19 protein-coding genes are annotated in these 19,416 nt (G+C 45.3%); 17 read left to right on the plus strand and 2 right to left on the minus strand.

What is annotated here, in order from left to right; all coding sequences use genetic code 11:
* The first annotated feature begins 347 nt into the window (after positions 1 to 347).
* The 11 genes from AAGC78_RS06690 (at position 348) to AAGC78_RS06740 (ending at position 15,392) form a co-directional block, all read left to right on the plus strand.
* Positions 348 to 3,374 carry a TonB-dependent receptor gene (locus AAGC78_RS06690; protein ID WP_435783278.1) on the plus strand — a complete coding sequence of 1,009 codons (3,027 nt, stop codon included), beginning with the start codon at positions 348 to 350 and terminating at the stop codon, positions 3,372 to 3,374.
* A 99-nt stretch (positions 3,375 to 3,473) separates the two neighbouring features.
* On the plus strand, positions 3,474 to 5,009 hold the full coding sequence (locus AAGC78_RS06695; RefSeq protein ID WP_435783279.1) for a tryptophan halogenase family protein: 1,536 nt from the start codon (positions 3,474 to 3,476) through the stop codon (positions 5,007 to 5,009).
* 13 nt (positions 5,010 to 5,022) lie between these two features.
* Positions 5,023 to 5,736 (plus strand): SapC family protein, encoded by a 714-nt coding sequence (locus AAGC78_RS06700; RefSeq protein WP_435783280.1) that lies wholly within the window; start codon positions 5,023 to 5,025, stop codon positions 5,734 to 5,736.
* Between the two features lie 54 nt (positions 5,737 to 5,790).
* Entirely contained in the window at positions 5,791 to 7,290 is a 1,500-nt protein-coding gene (locus AAGC78_RS06705; protein WP_435783281.1) for a tryptophan halogenase family protein, read from the plus strand.
* 445 nt (positions 7,291 to 7,735) lie between these two features.
* On the plus strand, positions 7,736 to 8,851 hold the full coding sequence (locus tag AAGC78_RS06710) for a phosphoserine transaminase (RefSeq protein ID WP_435783282.1): 1,116 nt from the start codon (positions 7,736 to 7,738) through the stop codon (positions 8,849 to 8,851).
* 71 nt (positions 8,852 to 8,922) lie between these two features.
* A complete protein-coding gene (locus AAGC78_RS06715; protein WP_435783283.1) occupies positions 8,923 to 10,098 on the plus strand; it encodes a phosphoglycerate dehydrogenase in 1,176 nt (391 codons plus the stop codon).
* A 37-nt stretch (positions 10,099 to 10,135) separates the two neighbouring features.
* Positions 10,136 to 10,459 (plus strand): NGG1p interacting factor NIF3, encoded by a 324-nt coding sequence (locus tag AAGC78_RS06720; protein WP_435783284.1) that lies wholly within the window; start codon positions 10,136 to 10,138, stop codon positions 10,457 to 10,459.
* On the plus strand, positions 10,456 to 11,028 hold the full coding sequence (locus AAGC78_RS06725) for an NUDIX hydrolase (protein WP_435783285.1): 573 nt from the start codon (positions 10,456 to 10,458) through the stop codon (positions 11,026 to 11,028). The genes AAGC78_RS06720 and AAGC78_RS06725 overlap by 4 nt, the downstream gene beginning before the upstream one ends.
* A 205-nt stretch (positions 11,029 to 11,233) precedes the next feature.
* Positions 11,234 to 13,024 carry an acyl-CoA dehydrogenase C-terminal domain-containing protein gene (locus AAGC78_RS06730; protein WP_435783286.1) on the plus strand — a complete coding sequence of 597 codons (1,791 nt, stop codon included), beginning with the start codon at positions 11,234 to 11,236 and terminating at the stop codon, positions 13,022 to 13,024.
* 47 nt (positions 13,025 to 13,071) lie between these two features.
* On the plus strand, positions 13,072 to 14,706 hold the full coding sequence (locus AAGC78_RS06735) for an AMP-binding protein (RefSeq protein ID WP_435783287.1): 1,635 nt from the start codon (positions 13,072 to 13,074) through the stop codon (positions 14,704 to 14,706).
* 86 nt (positions 14,707 to 14,792) lie between these two features.
* A complete protein-coding gene (locus tag AAGC78_RS06740) occupies positions 14,793 to 15,392 on the plus strand; it encodes a paraslipin (protein WP_435783288.1) in 600 nt (199 codons plus the stop codon).
* Between the two features lie 455 nt (positions 15,393 to 15,847).
* On the opposite strand, the gene AAGC78_RS06745 is transcribed toward AAGC78_RS06740, so the two are convergent.
* Both AAGC78_RS06745 and AAGC78_RS06750 read right to left on the minus strand, forming a co-directional pair.
* Positions 15,848 to 16,084, minus strand: coding sequence for a helix-turn-helix domain-containing protein (locus AAGC78_RS06745; RefSeq protein WP_435783289.1), 237 nt, complete (start codon positions 16,082 to 16,084; stop codon positions 15,848 to 15,850).
* Positions 16,085 to 16,337: 253 nt separating this feature from the next.
* Positions 16,338 to 16,706: a hypothetical protein gene (locus AAGC78_RS06750; protein WP_435783290.1), complete on the minus strand. Its 369-nt coding sequence runs from the start codon at positions 16,704 to 16,706 to the stop codon at positions 16,338 to 16,340.
* 216 nt (positions 16,707 to 16,922) lie between these two features.
* Here AAGC78_RS06750 and AAGC78_RS06755 point away from each other — a divergent pair, with 216 nt between their 5' ends.
* The 6 genes from AAGC78_RS06755 (at position 16,923) to AAGC78_RS06780 (ending at position 19,215) form a co-directional block, all read left to right on the plus strand.
* Complete coding sequence (locus AAGC78_RS06755) at positions 16,923 to 17,237, plus strand: helix-turn-helix transcriptional regulator (RefSeq protein WP_435783291.1); 315 nt, start codon at positions 16,923 to 16,925, stop codon at positions 17,235 to 17,237.
* Positions 17,238 to 17,248: 11 nt separating this feature from the next.
* Entirely contained in the window at positions 17,249 to 17,662 is a 414-nt protein-coding gene (locus tag AAGC78_RS06760; RefSeq protein ID WP_435783292.1) for a DUF6957 family protein, read from the plus strand.
* A complete protein-coding gene (locus AAGC78_RS06765) occupies positions 17,662 to 18,084 on the plus strand; it encodes a hypothetical protein (RefSeq protein ID WP_435783293.1) in 423 nt (140 codons plus the stop codon). Before AAGC78_RS06760 ends, AAGC78_RS06765 begins: the two co-directional genes overlap by 1 nt.
* 62 nt (positions 18,085 to 18,146) lie before the next feature.
* Entirely contained in the window at positions 18,147 to 18,587 is a 441-nt protein-coding gene (locus AAGC78_RS06770; RefSeq protein ID WP_435783294.1) for a hypothetical protein, read from the plus strand.
* Positions 18,588 to 18,731: 144 nt separating this feature from the next.
* Positions 18,732 to 18,899 carry a hypothetical protein gene (locus tag AAGC78_RS06775; protein ID WP_435783295.1) on the plus strand — a complete coding sequence of 56 codons (168 nt, stop codon included), beginning with the start codon at positions 18,732 to 18,734 and terminating at the stop codon, positions 18,897 to 18,899.
* A 43-nt stretch (positions 18,900 to 18,942) separates the two neighbouring features.
* On the plus strand, positions 18,943 to 19,215 hold the full coding sequence (locus tag AAGC78_RS06780) for a hypothetical protein (RefSeq protein ID WP_435783296.1): 273 nt from the start codon (positions 18,943 to 18,945) through the stop codon (positions 19,213 to 19,215).
* Positions 19,216 to 19,416: the final 201 nt, after the last annotated feature.

Raw genomic sequence — 19,416 nt, forward strand, 5'->3', positions numbered from 1 at the left:
TCGGTGCAATTTCTATTGCTTAAATTTACACGTGAAAGCTCTTTCAAATAATTGACAGCGCTGTCACATAGTAGTAGTTTTGTGCGCAAATTAAGGGGAGGTATTCGTGCGCCAAATAGTCAAAGTGTTAGTAAGTGTTATTTATACGTAAAAAACGATAATTAAGGTTTTTATATCCAAAAAACCGTTCTAGAGTTAGTGCAACAAAAACTATAGCTAGAAACTCAGCGAAGAATTCATTCTCATCCCGAGAGTGAAAATGTTTGAAGTGTAGTCATCCCCGGCTGCAGTTCAGGCATGTGTGTACCGGAAAAACATAATTCCTGACGATAATAAAGGAGAGCTCCATGTACAAAACTATAAGCTTTAAGAAAAAAATACTGGCGACTGCCGTAGCATCAATTGCTGCAGCAAGTTTCAGCAGCGTGACGTTTGCACAAGATGACACCGTAGAAGAAGTAACCGTTACTGGTATTCGTGCGTCTGTTGCACAGGCGATGGATACCAAGCGTAATGCTGTGGGTGTTGTTGATGCTATTTCTGCGGAAGACATCGGTAAAATGCCTGACTCAAACTTGTCAGAATCTTTACAGCGTATTTCAGGTCTTTCTATTAACCGTTCAGATGGTGAAGGTTCTCAAGTAACTGCACGTGGTATCGGCGCAGAATTGAACATGGTTACCTTGAACGGCCGTGTTATGCCTGCTGTTGCTAGCGGCAATACAGGTGATTCATCAACTCGTGCATTCGATTTTGGTAACTTGGCATCTGAGTCTGTGTTTGGTGTTGATGTTTACAAAACCGGTCGTGCTGATGTTGCAACAGGTGGATTGGGTGCAACTATCAACATCAAAACCCTGCGTCCTTTGGAAGCAGGTAGTCGTGCAAGCGTTGGTGTTAAAGCAATTCAAGATGAGACCGTGCGCTCTGGTGCTGGTGATGAAATCACTCCAGAAGTTTCTGGTTTGTACTCTTGGGTAAATGACGATGATACCTTCGGTGTTTCTGTAACTGGTTCTTACCAGCGTCGTGATAGCTCAAACGCGAATAACTTCGTAAACAACTGGGCTAACATTAACAAGTGGGATGCAGCTTCCACTAGCCGCTTCCAAGCTGGTGCAAAAATCAACAACGCTCCAAACGAAGGTGATTTATACGCATTGCCAACCGATTTGCGTTATGAAGTACAGGACAACAAGCGTGAGCGTACCAATGCTCAAGCAGTTATCCAATTTAAGCCGACTGAGCGCTTAACAACTACTTTGGATTACACCTATTCTGAGCTTGACCGCACTTCTGAGCGTGCACAGCAATCAGTTTGGTTTAATACCAATGCAATCTCTGAATTAACCTTCGATAACGGTGCCGTTCGTACTCCAATCCTGTACCGTGAATCTTACAATGGTACCAAAGACGTATCTTTTGCTGGCGGTCAGCAAACGTCATTGACTCAAAACAACTCTCTCGGTCTTAACTTCGCATTTGAAGTTAATGATCAATTGAAGTTGACTCTTGATCATCACACCTCTAGTGCTAATAACTACACTCAAGGTCTTGAGCTCGGGTTAAATGCAAATGTTGTAACGGAAGAGTTTGTTGACTGGTCGAAAGAAATGCCACTCATGAGTGTCAAGATTAACGACAACCTTTTACGTGATCGTTATGACGACAAAAACAAAAATGGCATTAAAGATCCGGGTGAACAAACTCACGAGCCATACTATAACGGTAATGGTAACGGTATTGTTGATGGTGGTGATGTAAGTGGGGCAATGAGTAACAACCCACGCTCACATACCCGTACTGAAATTGAGCAAACCCAATTGGTCGGTGAATTCCAATTCAACGGCTCAGGTTTCTTTGAAAACGCTGGTTTGAAATTTGGTATTGAACAACGTACTGATGAAAACAGCAGCCGTGCTTCTGGCGATAGCCGTCAAGGTATCGGTAACTGGGATGGTGTTGATCCGACAGCATTCCCTGATCAATTCTTTGAAAGCCGTGATTTCGGAAAAGATTTCCCTGACTACGGTTCAACCACTAAAAATGATCTGTTCTTCGTTGGTGTTGATGCCAATATTCCTAAGCTTCGTGAAGCTGCGGAAAGCATTTATGCTAGCGGGAAGTATCCAAGAGACTTCTATGATTTTGTAAATGGTAAGGTGCAGTGGAATGGTATTTACACCACTAACCGTACCATCGAAGAAGAGAGCAAATCAGCATTTGCCCAGTTCAACTCTAACTTCGAGATCGGTGGTTTAGAGTCTAACCTGGTAGTTGGTTTGCGTTATGAAGAGACTGATGTAACTTCATCCTCTTTGGTAAATGCTCCAGAGCTGCTGTGGTGGCAAAGCGATAACGACTGGTCAGTTGTTTATGCACAAGAGAAAACCCAACAAAGAGAAACTGGTTCATACGATTACCTATTGCCGAACATTGACTTCGACATTAGCCCAATCGATTCTCTGAAATTGCGTTTCTCTTACAGCGAAACTATTGGTCGTCCAAGCTACGCCGATTTGCGTCCTGATGTTGGTCTGAACGATTTGTACCACCGCACTGCGAATGCTGGTGATGCAGGCCTTAAGCCAATGGAATCGCAAAACATCGATCTTTCTGCGGAATGGTATTACACCGATGACAGTTACGTGTCAGTAGGTTACTTCCGTAAGGACGTAGATGGATTTATTGGTACTCAAATTTTCGAAGAGAATGCATACGGTTTACGTGATGTGCGTTTAGGTCAACTTGCGACCGGAAGCGGAATTTCTCAAGGTGATGAAGCTGCGTTGCATGCATATGTACGTGCTAACTCAGATGACGCATTCCTTTCTCCGCACAATGGTGGTTTGTGGGTTCGTGCTGACAATGATGACCCATTGTTAGTTTGGGCTGTGAACAAGCCTGTAAATGACAAGGCAACTGTTATTGATGGTCTCGAGTTTGCAGCTCAGCATTGGTTCGGTGACTCTGGTTTCGGTGTTCAGGCTAACTACACAATGGTTGATGCTGATGTTGAGTTCGATAACCTCTCAACTGAAGGTCAGTTTGCGATGACAGGTTTGTCAGACACTGCTAACTTTGTTGGTTTCTATGACAAAGATGCATGGCAGCTGCGTATCGCGTACAACTGGCGTGATGCGTTCTTGTTGAGCCGTACCGCTGGTGGTGGTAACCAACCACAATACGTTGAAGAGTATTCACAAATCGACGTGTCAGCTGGATATGAGATCAATGAGAACCTGACTGTTACTCTCGAAGGTATCAACATCACTGGCGAAAACTATCGTACTCACGGTCGTTCAAAAGCTCAGTTGTTATCTTTGGAAGACTTGGGGGCTCGTTATCAGGTAGGTCTGCGTTACAACTTCTAATGCGGATGTTTTATATCTGATTGTTCAAACAAAGCCGCTGGTAACAGCGGCTTTGTTTTTTGTAGTTATTAAACTATAGCTCTACATTGAGGTAATCGTGTGCAGCGAAAAATAGTGATACTGGGCGGCGGTACGGCAGGCTGGATAGTGGCAGCGCGCTTGGCTGCTGAGCGTATAAAAATTGACTCCGAGCCCATTGCAATTACTTTGGTTGAATCGTCCGATGTTCCTACTATTGGAGTGGGTGAGGGGACTTGGCCCAGCATGCGCGATACGCTTGAGAAAATTGGTATAGGCGAGCAGGAATTTTTACAGTTTTGCAGTGCATCCTTTAAGCAAGGTTCTCGTTTTATTAACTGGTGTGTGGGTCAAGGCGAGAGTTACGATCATCCTTTTACGCTTCCGCCGGGATCTGGTAAGGCTTCTCGTGGTGCGACCTTTCAGGATATAAATCCCCCGACTTCTTTTGCACATTGGCTTTGTGTGCAGTCTCATGCAATTGATGCAGGAGTTGCTCCCAAGCAATTGCAAACTCCGGATTATGCCGGGGTATTAAATTATGGTTATCATCTTGATGCGGGAAAATTTGCCCAGCTATTGAAGATGCATGCGGTCGATCGGCTTGGAGTAATGCATGTTATCGGGCATTTTAAGACTGCAGATATTAGTGGTGAAGGATTAATAACAGCCTTAAATCTCGCTGATGGCACCAGGCTGGAAGCTGACTTTTTTATTGATGCTAGCGGAACGCATAATCAATTAATTGGTGGGGTATTACCAAGCGAATTTGTTTCTTTGGCGGATGTGTCCCCCAATGACCGTGCCTTGGCTATTCCAGTTGCGTATCCCAATGCGGATGATCCAATTCACAGCGCGACATTATCGACGGCGCAAGAGGCGGGTTGGATTTGGGATATTGGACTACAGCATCGTCGTGGAGTCGGATATGTATATGCAAGTGCATTCTCTACAGAGGAGCGTGCACGCGAGGTGTTAGCAGCGTATGTCGCAAATATTAATAAAGATGTTTCCGTAGCTGAGGCTCGGCAATTAGTTATCAATCCTGGTTATCGTTTAAATCCGTGGGTTGGAAATTGTGTTGCAGTCGGTATGTCCGCTGGATTTATCGAGCCTTTAGAGGCGTCTGCGTTAGTGATGGTGGAGCTGACAGCATCCTATCTTTGTGAGAATTTACCTGCACCAAATTCGGCTTTAGCGGGTATTGCGCTGAGATACAATACGCTTTTTGTTCAGCGCTGGAATCGGATCAGGGATTTTTTGCAGCTGCATTATCTATTAAGTGATCGCCGTGACTCTGCTTATTGGCGCCATGTAACTGAAAATATACCGGTCACCGATCGGTTGAAAAATTTATTGGAAGAATGGCGTTATCGCGATCCGGTGCTGAATGATTTTGGTCACTTTATGGAGTTGTTCCCATCCGCAAGTTACCAATATATTTTGATGGGGATGCAGCCTTCCTACATGAAGCTTTGCGTTTCTCGTACAGATGACAAGCGGAGAGAATTGCTAAAGGAAATAGAAAGCTCAATGGCAAAACGAGATGGTTACCTCACGCATTTGCCGCATAATCGTAATTATTTTAATAAACTAAAAGAAAAAATGAACAACTAGGTGGAGTTTGGTTATGGCTCAGTATCAATTGCTTAATAATATCGCCCATAAAAATTTGCGCATTATAAAACGTCGTGGTGCGGAATTAGGTGATGCTGTTGGAGGCAGCGTAGTTTATCCAACTGAATTCAATGAAATACATAAACACTACCCGATTTTGTTTCAAGCGGCAGAGAATGGAGGGTGGCTCACTATTGCTCTTTTTGGTTTTGAGATGAATGAAAATTTATTTTTATCGGGTGATGAATGGCTTGTGCCTTATATCCCAGCAGTAATTGAGCGAGAGCCGTTCATTATTGGTATGCAAGAGCGGACTTCAGGTAATGTGGAACCTGTTATTCACATTGATATGGACAGTCCGCGGATCTCAAAAAACGATGAAGGTGAGTCAGTTTTTTTACCCTTTGGTGGGAACTCTCCATTTCTGGATCGTATGGCCGATGTACTGTCGGTAGTGCATGAAGGTGTGGCAGAAAATGCCAGGATGTTGGCTGAATTCAAGCGTCTGGATTTGATTGAAAATATCACGCTGGATATAGAGTTCTCAGGTGGTATGCATTATAAAAATAATTATTACGCGACAGTTAGCAAAGAAAAATTGATGAAATTACCCGATGCCGAAGTAGTTAATTTGCATCGATCGGGCATACTTCGTTATGCCTATTTAATAATTGGTTCAATTACAAACATTCAACAAATGGTTGATATTAAAAATAGCCGTCTTTAATAAAAACAGCTGCAGTATTGCTACGCACAAAAATAAAGGTTAGAGAGGTCGGATATGCAGGCGATAAAAAATGTAGTCATTGTTGGCGGCGGTACTGCTGGTTGGTTGGCGGCGGCTGCCATCGGAAAAATATATCAAGGAAAGGTTAGTGTCACTTTGCTTGAGTCAGATGCCATTGGCACCATAGGTGTTGGTGAAGCGACTATTCCGACGATGATGGCATTTCATAAATTGGTTGGTATTCCAGAACAAGAGGTGATGCGTGCTACACACGCGACTTTCAAATTAGGAATTAATTTTAAGAATTGGGGCGAAATTGGTGAAGATTATATTCACGCATTTGGTCAGGTTGGACGTATTTTTTGGGGAGGTGAGTTCCAGCATTTTTGGGCTAGATCCCAAAAGCTGGGAATGAAAGCTCCCTTTGGCGCATATTGTTTGGAGCAGGAAGCTGCTCGTGCGGGCAAGTTTGCTATATGCGAGAACCCGGTTCTAAATTATGCGTTTCATTTTGATGCGGGCTTATACGCAAAATATTTGCGTGGCTTCAGCGAGTCTTTCGGAGTTGTGCGACAAGAAGGGAAGATCGAGCGTGTTGAGCAAGATGCTGATTCTGGTTACATCACTCGTTTGCATTTAGAAAATGGCTATACACTGGATGGTGATTTTTTTATTGATTGCACCGGTTTCCGTGGGTTGTTGATCGAAGAAACATTAAAAACGGGTTATGAAAATTGGCAGCATTGGTTGCCATGCGATACGGCACTTGCTGTGCAGTCATCCAAAGTTGGGCCCGCAACAGCCTATACCAGTGCCACAGCGCACGAGTTTGGTTGGCAATGGCGTATTCCGTTGCAGAACCGTACGGGTAACGGCGTTGTTTATTCAAGTGAATTTGCGGATCGCAATTGGGCGGAAAAAACTCTCGCAAACAATATTGATGGCGAGATGTTAATGAATCCCCGTTTAATTCAATTTAAAACCGGTCGTCGCAAATTGGGATGGAATAAAAACTGCGTCGCGCTTGGATTGTCCTCAGGTTTTTTAGAGCCATTGGAGTCAACCAGTATTCATATGGTTACATCAGCGCTGATCCGCCTTTTGCGATTATTCCCGTTGCGCGGAGTTCAGCCGGTCTTGGTTGAAGAATATAATCGTCAATCGCGCGAAGAAGCCGAAAGTATTCGTGACTTTATTATTTTGCATTATCACTCCACGCGTCGTACCGATACCGAATTCTGGAATTACGTGCGAACTATGCCTGTACCCGACACGCTTCGTCATCGTATGGATATGTTTGTTGAAAGTGGAATGTTGTTCTTGGGTGGTGATGAATTGTTCAGGAGCAATGGTTGGACGCAAGTGATGATCGGGCAGGGTTTTGCTCCACAGCACTACCAACCAATCGTCGACAACATGGCGGATAATGAATTCAGGGCATACATGAAAGGCTTTAGTGATCATGTTGCTAGCAATCTACGTTTGCTGCCAAATCATGAAGATTTCATTGCGAAGTACTGCGCCATGGAAGAGTTCAAGGCTCAGCCAGCATAAATTTTTATTGTTAAAGAACCCCAAAATATGCGTTTTTGAGCGATTGATCCCATATTTTTGGGTTCTTTAAATATTAAGTTTGACAGCGCTGTCATTAAGTTTTAAATTAGTCCCAGTTGATTGCTTTTACTTGGCTTTATCCTCGAACGAAGCTGAGCTTTAAATGGTTAATGGTCTCTCACCGTCGATGTCTGGTTGATGCATCGACGTCTCCCTCTTGCCCCCTGAGTTTCAGAGGGCTTTTTTTTGTCTCCGAATTACTGGCTTGCTTTATTTCCTCGCGAATCCCCATTCGCTGGCTAGGTTATTTGATGTGTAGCTGGCATAATCGACGCCCCGAATTTTCCGGGTTTGCCCTGTAAGTTGGTTGAGGGCGAGCCCCGTTTGGCGGGTGCTGCCGGTTTTGTCCTGCAGGCTCGCTTTTCTTGTCAGCTAGAGGATCACCATGAAGCCAGCAGTAAAACCCAGCAACCCCAATTTCTCATCTGGCCCTTGCAGCAAGCGCCCGGGCTACAGCTTGGATCAACTCGATATTTCTACCTTGGGGCGTTCACATCGCTCGACTATCGGTAAGGCGGCGTTGCAACGTGCGTGTGAAGACACTGCCGAATTGCTCGGTCTGCCGGAAGGCTATCGCGTAGGTGTCGTACCAGGTTCGGATACTGGCGCAGTTGAAATGGCCATGTGGTCGCTGTTGGGCGCACGCAGTGTGGATATTCTGCAGTGGGAGTCATTCGGTAAGGGCTGGTTGAGCGATGCCACTAAAGAATTGAAATTGAATGTCAATGCGCACGAAGCGGATTACGGTTTGCTGCCCGATTTGTCCAAAGTGAATTTTGATAATGATGTTATCTTCACCTGGAACGGCACCACCTCCGGCGTAAAAGTGCCTAATGGCGATTGGATTCCTGCTGACCGTAAAGGTTTGACCATTTGCGATGCGACCTCGTCTGTATTCGCAATGGAAATGCCGTGGGAAAAGTTGGATGTGATCACTTATAGCTGGCAGAAAGTACTCGGTGGTGAAGGTGCGCACGGTATGTTGATTCTCAGCCCGCGCGCGGTTGAGCGCTTGGAAACCTACAAGCCGTCATGGCCGATGCCAAAACTGTTCCGTATGACCAGTGGCGGTAAAGTTGTAGAAGGTATTTTCAAAGGCGATACCATCAACACTCCATCTATGTTGGCAGTTGCTGATTATCTTGATGCGCTGGATTGGGTGCGCGCAATTGGCGGTGTGAAAGAAACCATCGCGCGTTCAAATGCCAATCTTGAAGTATTGAAGAAATTTGTTGCGGCAAATGAGTGGATTGATTTCCTGGCGCAGGCAGATGAAACCCTGTCTAACACCAGTGTGTGTTTCACTTTGAAAGCAACTCCTGATCAAGTTAAAGCGATGATCAAATTGTTGGATAAAGAAGGTGTGGCTTACGACATTGGTGCATACCGCGATGCTCCTCCAGGTCTGCGTATCTGGTGTGGTGCAACTGTTGGTGCGGCAGATCTGGAAGCCTTGTTGCCATGGTTGACCTGGGCATACGAACAAGCCACGGCCGCCTGATTTGTTAGTGATTTTTCGCAAGGCCGTGTTTTTACACGGCCTTTTTGTTAGCGCTCTGAGGATTAATGATCATGTTTAAAATAAAAACATACAACGCGATTTCTGTAAGAGGTTTGAATCGTTTTCCGCGTGAAAAATACGAAGTCGCCAGCGATATTGGCCATCCAGATGCATACATCTTGCGCAGTCACAAATTGCACGGCGAAGACTTGCCGGCAAGTGTGAAGGCCGTAGCTCGCGCAGGTGCCGGCACCAACAATGTTCCGGTTGAGGAGTACACCAAAAAAGGTGTAGTGGTATTTAACTCCCCGGGTGCAAATGCGAATGCGGTAAAAGAGTTGGTGTTGACCGGCATGTTGCTGGGTTCGCGCGGCATACTTCCGGGTATGACCTATGTAAATAGTTTGACCCACATGACCGACGCGGACGAGATGTCCAAGTTGTTGGAAAAAGAAAAATCCAACTTTGCCGGTTTTGAATTGCAAGGTAAAACACTGGGTATTGTCGGCTTGGGTGCAATCGGTTCATTGATTGCGGATGCTGCACTTGCGTTAGGTATGAATGTAGTGGGTTTTGATCCGGCGCTGTCAGTTGAAGCTGCGTGGCGTTTGCCGAGTCAGGTTGGCCGTATGGAAAACCTGCAATCATTGCTGGCGCGTTCAGATTACATCACCTTGCATGTCCCTGCGATTCCAGCCACCAAACATTTGTTGAATGCTGACACGCTGAAAGTGACCAAAAAAGGCGCGACCTTATTGAACTTCGCGCGCGAAGCTATTGTGGATGCGCATGCTGTTGTTGATAGTTTGAATGCCGGTCACCTGGGTAAATATATTTGCGATTTCCCTGAGCCAATTTTGCTTAATCGCAAAGATGTTTATGCAATGCCACACATCGGCGCCAGCACTGAAGAAGCGGAAGAGAATTGCGCAATTATGGCGGCTGACCAGCTGGTGGATTATCTGGAAAACGGCAACATCAAAAATTCTGTTAACTTCCCGGCAGTGTCAATGGATCGTTCACCTGCAATCGGTGCGCGCATCACTTTCTCCAACGAAAATGTGTCTGGTGTGTTGGGGCATGTGTTATCTGTGTTGGCTGATCACAAAGTTAATGTGGTTGATATGGTCAACAAGAGTCGCGGTGATGTTGCCTACAACATTATTGACGTTGAGCAAGCTCCATCTGCTGCTGTTATCGATGCGCTCGCTAAAGTGGAGCACGTAATCGCGGTGCGCGTTATTTAAAGCAACTTATCCACATTCGAATTCGGGGGCAGGGTAGATGTATAAATTAGTCTTCTTTGTTCCTGAATCTCATCTCGATTCTGTTAAGGCAGCTGTCTTTGCTGCCGGTGCTGGGCGCATTGGTGATTATGACCAATGCAGTTGGCAAGTCCTCGGGCAAGGTCAATTTCGCCCACTCGTAAATTCAGCTCCTTTTATCGGCACTTTAAATCAGTTGGAAACTCTTCCTGAGTATCGGGTTGAAATGGTTTGCGCTGATGAATATATTCGTACTGCTATCGCTGCGTTACGCACAGCGCATCCTTACGAAGAGCCCGCATTTGATGTGTGGCAATTGACTGATCCGGAGTTGTTGCCATGAGTGCCGGAATGTTCGAGGCTATATCGCAGTATTTAATTCATGATCCATTGATCGACGTTGTACAACCGCAAGCAGCGGTAATCCTGTTGATTAGTAATGATGATAATCCTTCAATTCTGTTTACCAAGCGCGCTGCGCATTTGCGCCAGCATCCGGGCGAAGTTTGTTTTCCGGGTGGGATGTGGGAGCAGGGCGATATTGATTTGTTTGCCACCGCCCAACGCGAAGTTCACGAAGAAATAGGTTTGCCGAATACGGGAATCCAATTGCTGGGGCGCTTACCCCAATCCCACACGCGTGCGGGAACCCCCGTCACTCCATTTGTCGCCAGCTTTGATCCTGGCTTGCCGCTTTACGCTTCTCCCGATGAGTTGGATAGTATTTTTCTGGTGCCGCTCAGCGTTTTCAAAGAGGGTATCCAGGTGCGTGAAGATACTTTTGAACGGCACGGCAGAATGATTCAAATCCCCGTCTATCATTATCAAGGTTATGAAATTTGGGGCTTCACCGCAGCAGTGACTGCGCAGTTGCTGGACATATTGACCCGCACAAACAATTGGTCCGCATAAATCGCTGAATTGCTACTGATTCAAACTTTTAGTTCTCGAAGTGTTAAAAAGCGTAACTATTTGCGATAAGGATTGCACTTGCACTGGCGTAATTCGTTAGAATCCTGACGCTAGATATTAACAATAATGAGATTATCAACCGGTTAGCGGGCACCTGAGCTCGCTGTTTCAACTCATCAGCAGGTTATTACCTGGGTGGTTAAGGATGAACAATTACCAAACGCCCTTGCGCGATATCGACTTTACCCTTTTCGAATTATTTAACTACGCCGACCACTGTCGCGCGATTGGTCATGCCGCGTTGGATCGCGAATTGACCAAGGCTTTTTTCGGCGAAGCGGCGCGCTTTGCAGAGCAAGTATTAGCACCACTGAGTGCAGTGGGAGATGAGCAGGGCTGCCAATTGCGCGATGGCAAAGTCTTTACCCCGGCAGGATTTAAAGAGGCCTATGCACAATACTGTGCAGCAGGTTGGCCTACCTTATCGCGCTCCAGCGTTTATGGTGGCCAAGGATTACCGCAGTCGCTCGGTGTGATTCTGAGTGAAATCCTCGGCACGCCCAATTGGTCTTGGGGGATGTATGCCGGTTTGTCCCAAGGTGCTATGCACACCATCGAAACTCACGGTACCGAAGCACAAAAACAACAATATCTGCCCGCGCTTATTTCCGGCCATTGGACGGGAACTATGTGCCTCACCGAAGCGCAAGCAGGCAGTGATTTGGGCTTGCTAACTACGCGTGCTGAGTTGCAGACCGACGACAGTTATCACATCACCGGCACCAAGATTTTTATCTCCTCGGGTGATCACGATCTCGCTGACAATATTGTCCATATCGTGCTCGCGCGCTTACCCGGTGCTCCAGCGGGAACCAAAGGTATTTCCCTGTTTGTTGTACCTAAATTCCTCACGGCAGCGGATGGGGCAATCGTTTCTGCCAATGCAGTGAGCTGCGGTTCGCTCGAGCGGAAAATGGGTATTCACGGCAATGCTACCTGCGTACTGAATTTTGATGGTGCGAAGGGCTGGCTGTTGGGAGAAGTGAACAAAGGCTTGAATCACATGTTCACCTTTATGAACCTCGCGCGGATCGGCTCGGCATTACATGGATTAGCGCACGCGGAGCTGGGCTACCAAAAGTCCCGCCGGTATGCACGTGAGCGGTTGCAGATGCGTTCGGCAACGGGCGTGAAAAATCCCGAAGGCGCTGCTGATCCAATTATTGTCCACCCCGATGTTCGCCGCATGCTGCTTACCCAAAAATCATTGGTTGAGGGCATTCGTATGCTCTGCTACTACGCCAATATCAAAATGGATATAAGTCAGCACTCCAACGACTCCAGTGAGCGGCAGCAGGCTACAGACCAGCTCAGTTTACTTACACCGATTGTGAAAGCATTTAGTACAGAGGCAGGTTTCGAGTCTGCCAACCTTGCCCTGCAATGCCTTGGTGGTCACGGTTATATTCGCGAGTGGGGGCTGGAGCAGAATTTGCGCGATTGCCGTATCGCCACTTTGTACGAAGGCACCACCGGTATTCAGGCGCTGGATTTGCTGGGACGCAAAGTGCTGGGATCGGAAGGAAAAGCGCTATCACCACTGGTTGATGAGATAGACGCGTTTTTGGCTACTTGTGTTGGAAATGAACAACTCGCTGCACATGTTGCCCAATTAGCTACACTCAGTCAGGAGTGGCGGCAACTTAGTGTGAATATTGCGGATCGGGCTGAGCGCAACGCGGATGAAACCGGGGCGGCTGCGGTAGATTATCTGATGTATTCGGGCTATCTTGTGTTAGCGTTTTTATGGCTTAAAGCGGAAAAGACGTCGCTTGAGCAGCTTGCGCAACCGGTTTCTGATCCAGGTTTTTATCGCGCCAAGCTGGCTGCTGCCGATTTTTATTTCGCGCGCCTATTGCCGCGAACCATTAGTTTAGTGAGGGCGATTGAGTCAGGTGCGGATAACCTGATGAATTTAGCCAGCGATGAATTTTAATGTCGGTGTAACAATATCGATACAATAATGAAAGTGGAGAATGTCGAATGTCATTGAATTACAACAGAACACTTACAGACGTTTTTGCGGGATCCTGTAAAGAATATGCTGAGAGCAATGCGTTCACCTGTATGGATCGCACATTGACTTATGCTGATTTGGATCGGCTCTCTGGCCGTTTTGCCGCTTATTTACAGCAGCATACTAATTTAAAACCCGGCGATAGAATTGCCGTGCAGCTGCCGAATATTCTGCAGTATCCAGTTGCAGTGTTTGGTGCGTTGCGCGCTGGTATGGTGGTGGTGAATACCAATCCACTTTACACCGCACATGAAATAAAACATCAATTGAATGACTCGGGCGCTAAAGCCTTGGTGGTGTTGGCTAACATCGCTAAAAATGCGGCCGCCATTATTAAAGATACCAGTGTTGAGCAGGTGATCGTAACCGAGCTTGCCGATTTGCATTCCCCACTGAAGCGTGTGTTATTAAATTTTGCGGTAAAGCATCTTAAAAAAATGGTGCCGCCATTTGAATTCCCCAATCAAATAGCGTTTAACAAAACCCTCGAACTCGCTACCAAACCATGGCAACCAGTTGCACAAACGCCCGATGATGTTGCCGTACTGCAATACACCGGTGGAACCACTGGTGTAGCGAAAGGTGCGATGCTGACCCACCGCAATTTGGTCGCTAATATGGCGCAACTGAATGAGCGGATGAAAAATGTTTTCCGCCCGCGTCAGGAGTTTTACGTTGCACCTCTGCCGCTCTATCACATTTACTCTTTTACTATTCACTGCACATCCGCAGTGTCCTTGGGTAATCACAACTTGTTGATTCCTAATCCGCGTGATATTCCCGGTTTCGTAAAAACCTTGAAAGGAAAACCGTTCACATTTTTTGTAGGGCTGAATACCTTATTCAATGCGTTGATGCGCAACAAAGATTTTTGTGAATTGGATTTCAGTCATTTACGCCTTACCTGTTCTGGCGGTATGGCACTGACAGCAGAAACCAATCGCCACTGGATTGAGCTCACCAAAGCTCCACTCAGCGAAGGCTACGGATTAACCGAAACATCTCCGGTTGTATCCAATAACCCGATTGAAAATGTGCAACACGGAACTGTTGGTTTGCCGTTGGTTGATACGAATTGCAAAGTTATCGATGATGCAGGTAATAGTTTGCCGTCTGGTGAAGCGGGTGAATTGTGTGTGCAGGGCCCGCAAGTGATGAAAGGCTACTGGCAGCGCCCGGAGGCCACAGCAGAAGTAATTGACGCGGATGGTTGGTTTAAAACCGGTGATATTGCTGTTATTCAGCCAGATGGTTTTATTAAGATTGTTGATCGCAAAAAAGACATGATCAACGTGAGCGGTTTTAAAGTATTCCCTAACGAAGTGGAAGATGCGCTGAGTGGCCACCCAGATATCGTCGAAGTTGCGGTTGTCGGTGTTCCGGATGGCGATGGTAGCGAAACTGTAAAAGCATTTATCGTAACCGCTAACGAGCAGCTGACAATCGAGCAGGTGCGTAAGTTTGCCAAAGAATCTTTGACTGCTTACAAGGTTCCACATCTGATTGAATTCCGCAAAGAGTTGCCTAAAACCAATGTAGGAAAAATTTTGCGCCGCGAATTGCGCGATCAGGAAGTCGCCAAAGCGAAAGCGTCCCAATAATTAACTGGCCTATTCATTAACCCGTCTACGGGCGGGAGCCAAATTGCAGTACCGTTTTACCGAACCACCTCACTCAGGATCTTGATATGGATGCGTTATTTTCAATCTTAACCAGCCCAGCTTTTTGGGTTGCGTTAGTGCTGCTTTATACCTTGAAAAAAGGTATTCATTTTGTACCGCAAAACCGTGGTTATGTTATCTATCGCTTTGGGAAATACACAAAAACACTGAGCTCGGGTTTAAATTTTATTGTGCCCTATGTCGAGTCAGTAGAAGCTGATCGCAATTTAAAAGAGCAGTCGCTGGTGATTCCCAAGCAATCGGCAATCACCAAAGACAATATTGCGCTAAGCATCGACGGTGTATTGTTTATCAAGGTTATCGACGCTGCCGCGGCGACCAACAACATCACCGACTACAAATTGGCGTGTACGCAATTGGCCATGACCTCTATGCGTAATGCGATTGGCTCTATGGAGTTGGATGACTGTTTTCAAAATCGCTCGGCAATCAACGCTAAAATCCAGGAAGCAATGCAAGGTGCAACTGAGCCTTGGGGTTTGATTGTTTTACGTTGCGAAACACTTACCTCATCCAATATAATATTTCGAGTTACCAATTTTCTGAAGTCCCACGTCATGCATCCTCCAGTCGGTTTTGCGTCTGGGCCCAAATGTTATATATAACATTTCAATATAATATTTCGGGCTAGAACTGCTACCTCCGAAAATGTAAATTCTCACTATATTCTGCACAATCTACCTGCTAATTCTCCGCAATGAAAGCCTGTAAGATCGGCAACCCAATAATCTCACCGCCACGAAATAATCTCCCCATCCCCTCTAAGATTCATTGTATTTGGGCTCAAGCCTCTCCCAAAGGCTCTCTGCCGCTGCTGAAGCCTCAATACCCCCAACCGACTACGTTGGAGTCAGAATCGGGCGCAAGTATAAAGCTCGCTTCTTGAAGCAGAGTTGGACTCGATACTGGGGTATCACTAGATAGGGCTGAGATAAGCGTGCTTAGCTGCAACAAGGGTAGAGTAGAAGGGGCAGAATTGTAGATATCTGCTCTCATTTTGATGTGCTGTGATTAGGCTCACTATTTATTGAATATTTAACTCCCTGCTGTCCGTCGGGAGTTAGCGCAGGAGAAATAGGGTTATACCTTCGATGGGATCGAGATTCAAAGCTCGGCAGTAGTGAACATATTCATGCACATCTAATCTGCGTTCAAGAGTTTCTATCCTATGGATGGTGGTATGAGCTACATCTAATTCAGCTGCTAAATCCCGAATGCTCCATCCACGGGATATGCGAGCATCAATCAGCCATTTTATGAGCCCAAGATAAGATTGAGACGCGATGGTTTTCTCCATTGCGACATGATACGGACGGTGGTATCTTGTACACAAAATGTGTACGATTTTGGGTGTTTTCTGACCCCCAAATTTGGACCCTGTTTCTTTAGTGTTTATTCTCAATCATTACGGATTATGGTCATGGTGCAGGTGTAAGTAGGGCGCCATGAATGGGTGATCCTTTGCTTTTAAGTTATTTGGAAAGTGCCAACTGGTCGCACAGTGGCACTTTTTTTAACGTTCGAATTGCTGCACATAAATGCAGAAGGGCTCAATAGATTTCAGTCATCTTTATCACTCGATTTGTCAAAATTGTTTCGTTTGTCGGGCTTGATGATTTCACTGCGCCAACTCTATTCAATTTTTCAAGTGAAAGCTCCATGGAGTAGTTATTCAAACATCTGATGAGCTCGTCTGCTGTCATTTCAAGCTCGGTAGTTCCGCTGCGACTGGAAAGTATTTTTAAAACTGCGGACACAAGCAATGAGAAGTTATCGCTGCCATTTTTGTTGTGCATGCACTGAAACTCATGCAAAAGAAAATCTAGCCAGTCCTCGCTCAAGTTGCGTGGCAATAACGACTCTGGTGCTCCTGTAATAACTTCATTGTGGAATCGAGTTTTAAGATTCGGCTCGCTCATGAACTAGCTCCTGAATATGTACTGGTAAATTGAATTGTGTTTTAAATTTAAATCGGTTGGTAAGAAAAGAGCAATAGTAAAATTCGCTATGCTGGGATAGAGTGGAATTTGAATAATATTTCAAATTAAAATTTTTGCAGGTAATGATCGAAAAACCAAACCTTAAAGTCATTAATTGCGCTTAGTGATCGAAATAATGAACCTTGCGGAACAGCAATGAATATTGAAGAAAAATGTGAGCTATTGGGGCGGCGATTAAAAGAGGCTAGACTTGAAAAAAATATGACTCAGCGTGAGCTGTCAAAAATATTAGGTATGTCTCGCGGGAGAATTGTTGAGGCGGAAAAAGGGCTTGCAACAGTGGGAACAGTGCTAAAAATATTAACTTTTTTTAAAAGAGAGGGCGATTTGGATGTGCTCATATCTGAAGAGCCAAGTAGCCAAATTGCAGCTCTGAAACGGTCCAAAAAGCTGAGGGAAAGAGCGTCCGGCAAGCAGGCATGCATGGGTGATAGCATTGAAAATGACTAGGGTGAACATTAATGATTGATTCGGAAATCCAGTCGATTGCAAGTTTAATATACGAACCTGGAGAATATTTTGAATTCGGATGCGATGAGGGCGATGCGTCAAAATTCGTCAAAGTTGCAAATGAAATGTTTCCTGATAAACCTTATTGTGTTGCACGGGGTTGGGTCATCTGGGACGCAATCGTTACTGAAGAGCAGCGACAAGCATTGAAAACAATTAATATTCAACCAGTGTTCGTGTACGTCAATTTTGTGATTGAAGACCAGTACGGCTATTTGAATAGTGGACACTTTCGTAGGTCAACCGCTTTGGTGGAGATGATACAACCATGCTTCTTTGTGACCCGCAACACTGTGTACGTTCTGGTGGGGCCTGGAACTAGAAAAGATGTAAATCATACAGATGTTTTTGCGATTTACTTTTGATGATGGGTAGCGAACGTGTCGATGAGCGGCGTGCTCAGAAATTATTGAAGTCGCAATCTTGGGTGATTGCCTCAACTGAATGGATTCTTGACTCTGAACTTTTAAAGCTAGCTAGATTTGAATCAAGTTCTGAGCTCACAGAATGGAAGTCTAAGAAGAAGCTATTCAGCGTAATTTACGAAGGCGTTGAATATTATCCACTCTATGCATTTGAAGTTGAGTCTAAATTTCGTCCTATAGAGAGCTTGGCGGCGATTCTGAAAGAATTAGGCACCGCCAAAAACGACTGGGGTATTGCTTATTGGTTCTCCAGTCCTAACGGATTCCTTGGAGGATTCGCCGCACAATGTCTGTTGAAGACTGAGCCTGGAAAAGTTTTAGAGGCTGCAAAAGATGAATTGCTTGGGATACAGCATGGCTGATAAAAACGTCGATTTCGAGTGTCGCAAGGAACTCTCATCTCAAGCCATTTTTACAGAAACAAATGAAAACGAGAGTTCGTGATTTGAAGGATATCGATTTGCATTCGATCACTCCAGCCCATTGTTCGGCTAGTTTATTGTGGCTTTCGAACATCTCAAGGAAGGAAAAGTGGGGCTTGTCTGAGGCGGAACAATGCGAGCTACTTGGTGGCTGGAGTATAGAAATATATAGACAAATGATTTCTCTCAGCCTCAGCGGAAATTTAGTCGCACTAGACGAAGACAGAATCATCCGTCTGAGTTTGCTTTTGAAATTCCACAAGCTTCTTGATTCACTGAGTCCGCAAACTATGGACGCTTCAGTGCTATTTAACAGGGTGAATAGTGGTTACTTCCTAAAGGGGGCATCGATCAGAGAATATTTGTTAAAAGATGCTAGCCTTGAACGCTTCTTGGCACTGATAGACTATCTTGAGACGGCTATAGCTGATCGGTACAGTTGAAGATAAAAAAATCGATTACTACCTATGTGATTGAAGCTAGTACACGATACATATCTGTCTTTGTTGGTCGTAAGGCAGGGCAATAAAGCTTTTTGGAAATATGATTGAAAGATGACACTTAAGGGCTTCAATTAGAGAGCAATCATGAACCAGCGCAGTATCGAGCAGATCAAAAAAGACCAGAAAAATCATTACCATAGCGTTATGAGAAGCGGTTCTGATGCCGAAAAACGCTCGCTATCAGCTCAATCCGGATTTGCTGCATTTGCTCGTAACCGTCGCAAAAGCATCGTTGTTCATTATCCCGGATAATTTGTTCGCGGCGGTTTGAGATAAAGATACAAAAGGACTTAAGATGCGAACCACCGTTATTGCAAATAATAAAAACTACGAAGTTAGGCATATCGAGTTCATTGCTCCCGCAGGTTGGACTGTCTCATCCTTTTATCAAGTTGTTAAAAGCTCAAGCATTTGCATTGGTTGCTCCGATTCAGGTCATGAAGCACTGCTGTGGCTACAAAATCCCCAGTTATTGGAAGATAAGTTTATAGAAAAGCCATCAGACTTCTTTCTGGGTGAAAAAATACTGATTGGGTTAGATGAGCTAGTGGAGGGCGCCCTAAAATAGACAGTCAGCTCAACCAAAATGTTTCATGTGTTTATTGTTACAGTCTTTTATCCATACTAATTACCTCAGCACAAATACCATCTGAATAATTCACCTCCTTGTCCCCCATCATCAATTGATACATTTTCGTTCGCTAGTAGATACCCTAAGTAACGCTCAAGCATGCTGCAATATGCGGTAATTGACGTCAAGCTTGGGGGC

Source organism: Cellvibrio sp. (assembly GCF_039207905.1).
Classification (GTDB): Bacteria; Pseudomonadota; Gammaproteobacteria; order Pseudomonadales; family Cellvibrionaceae; genus Cellvibrio.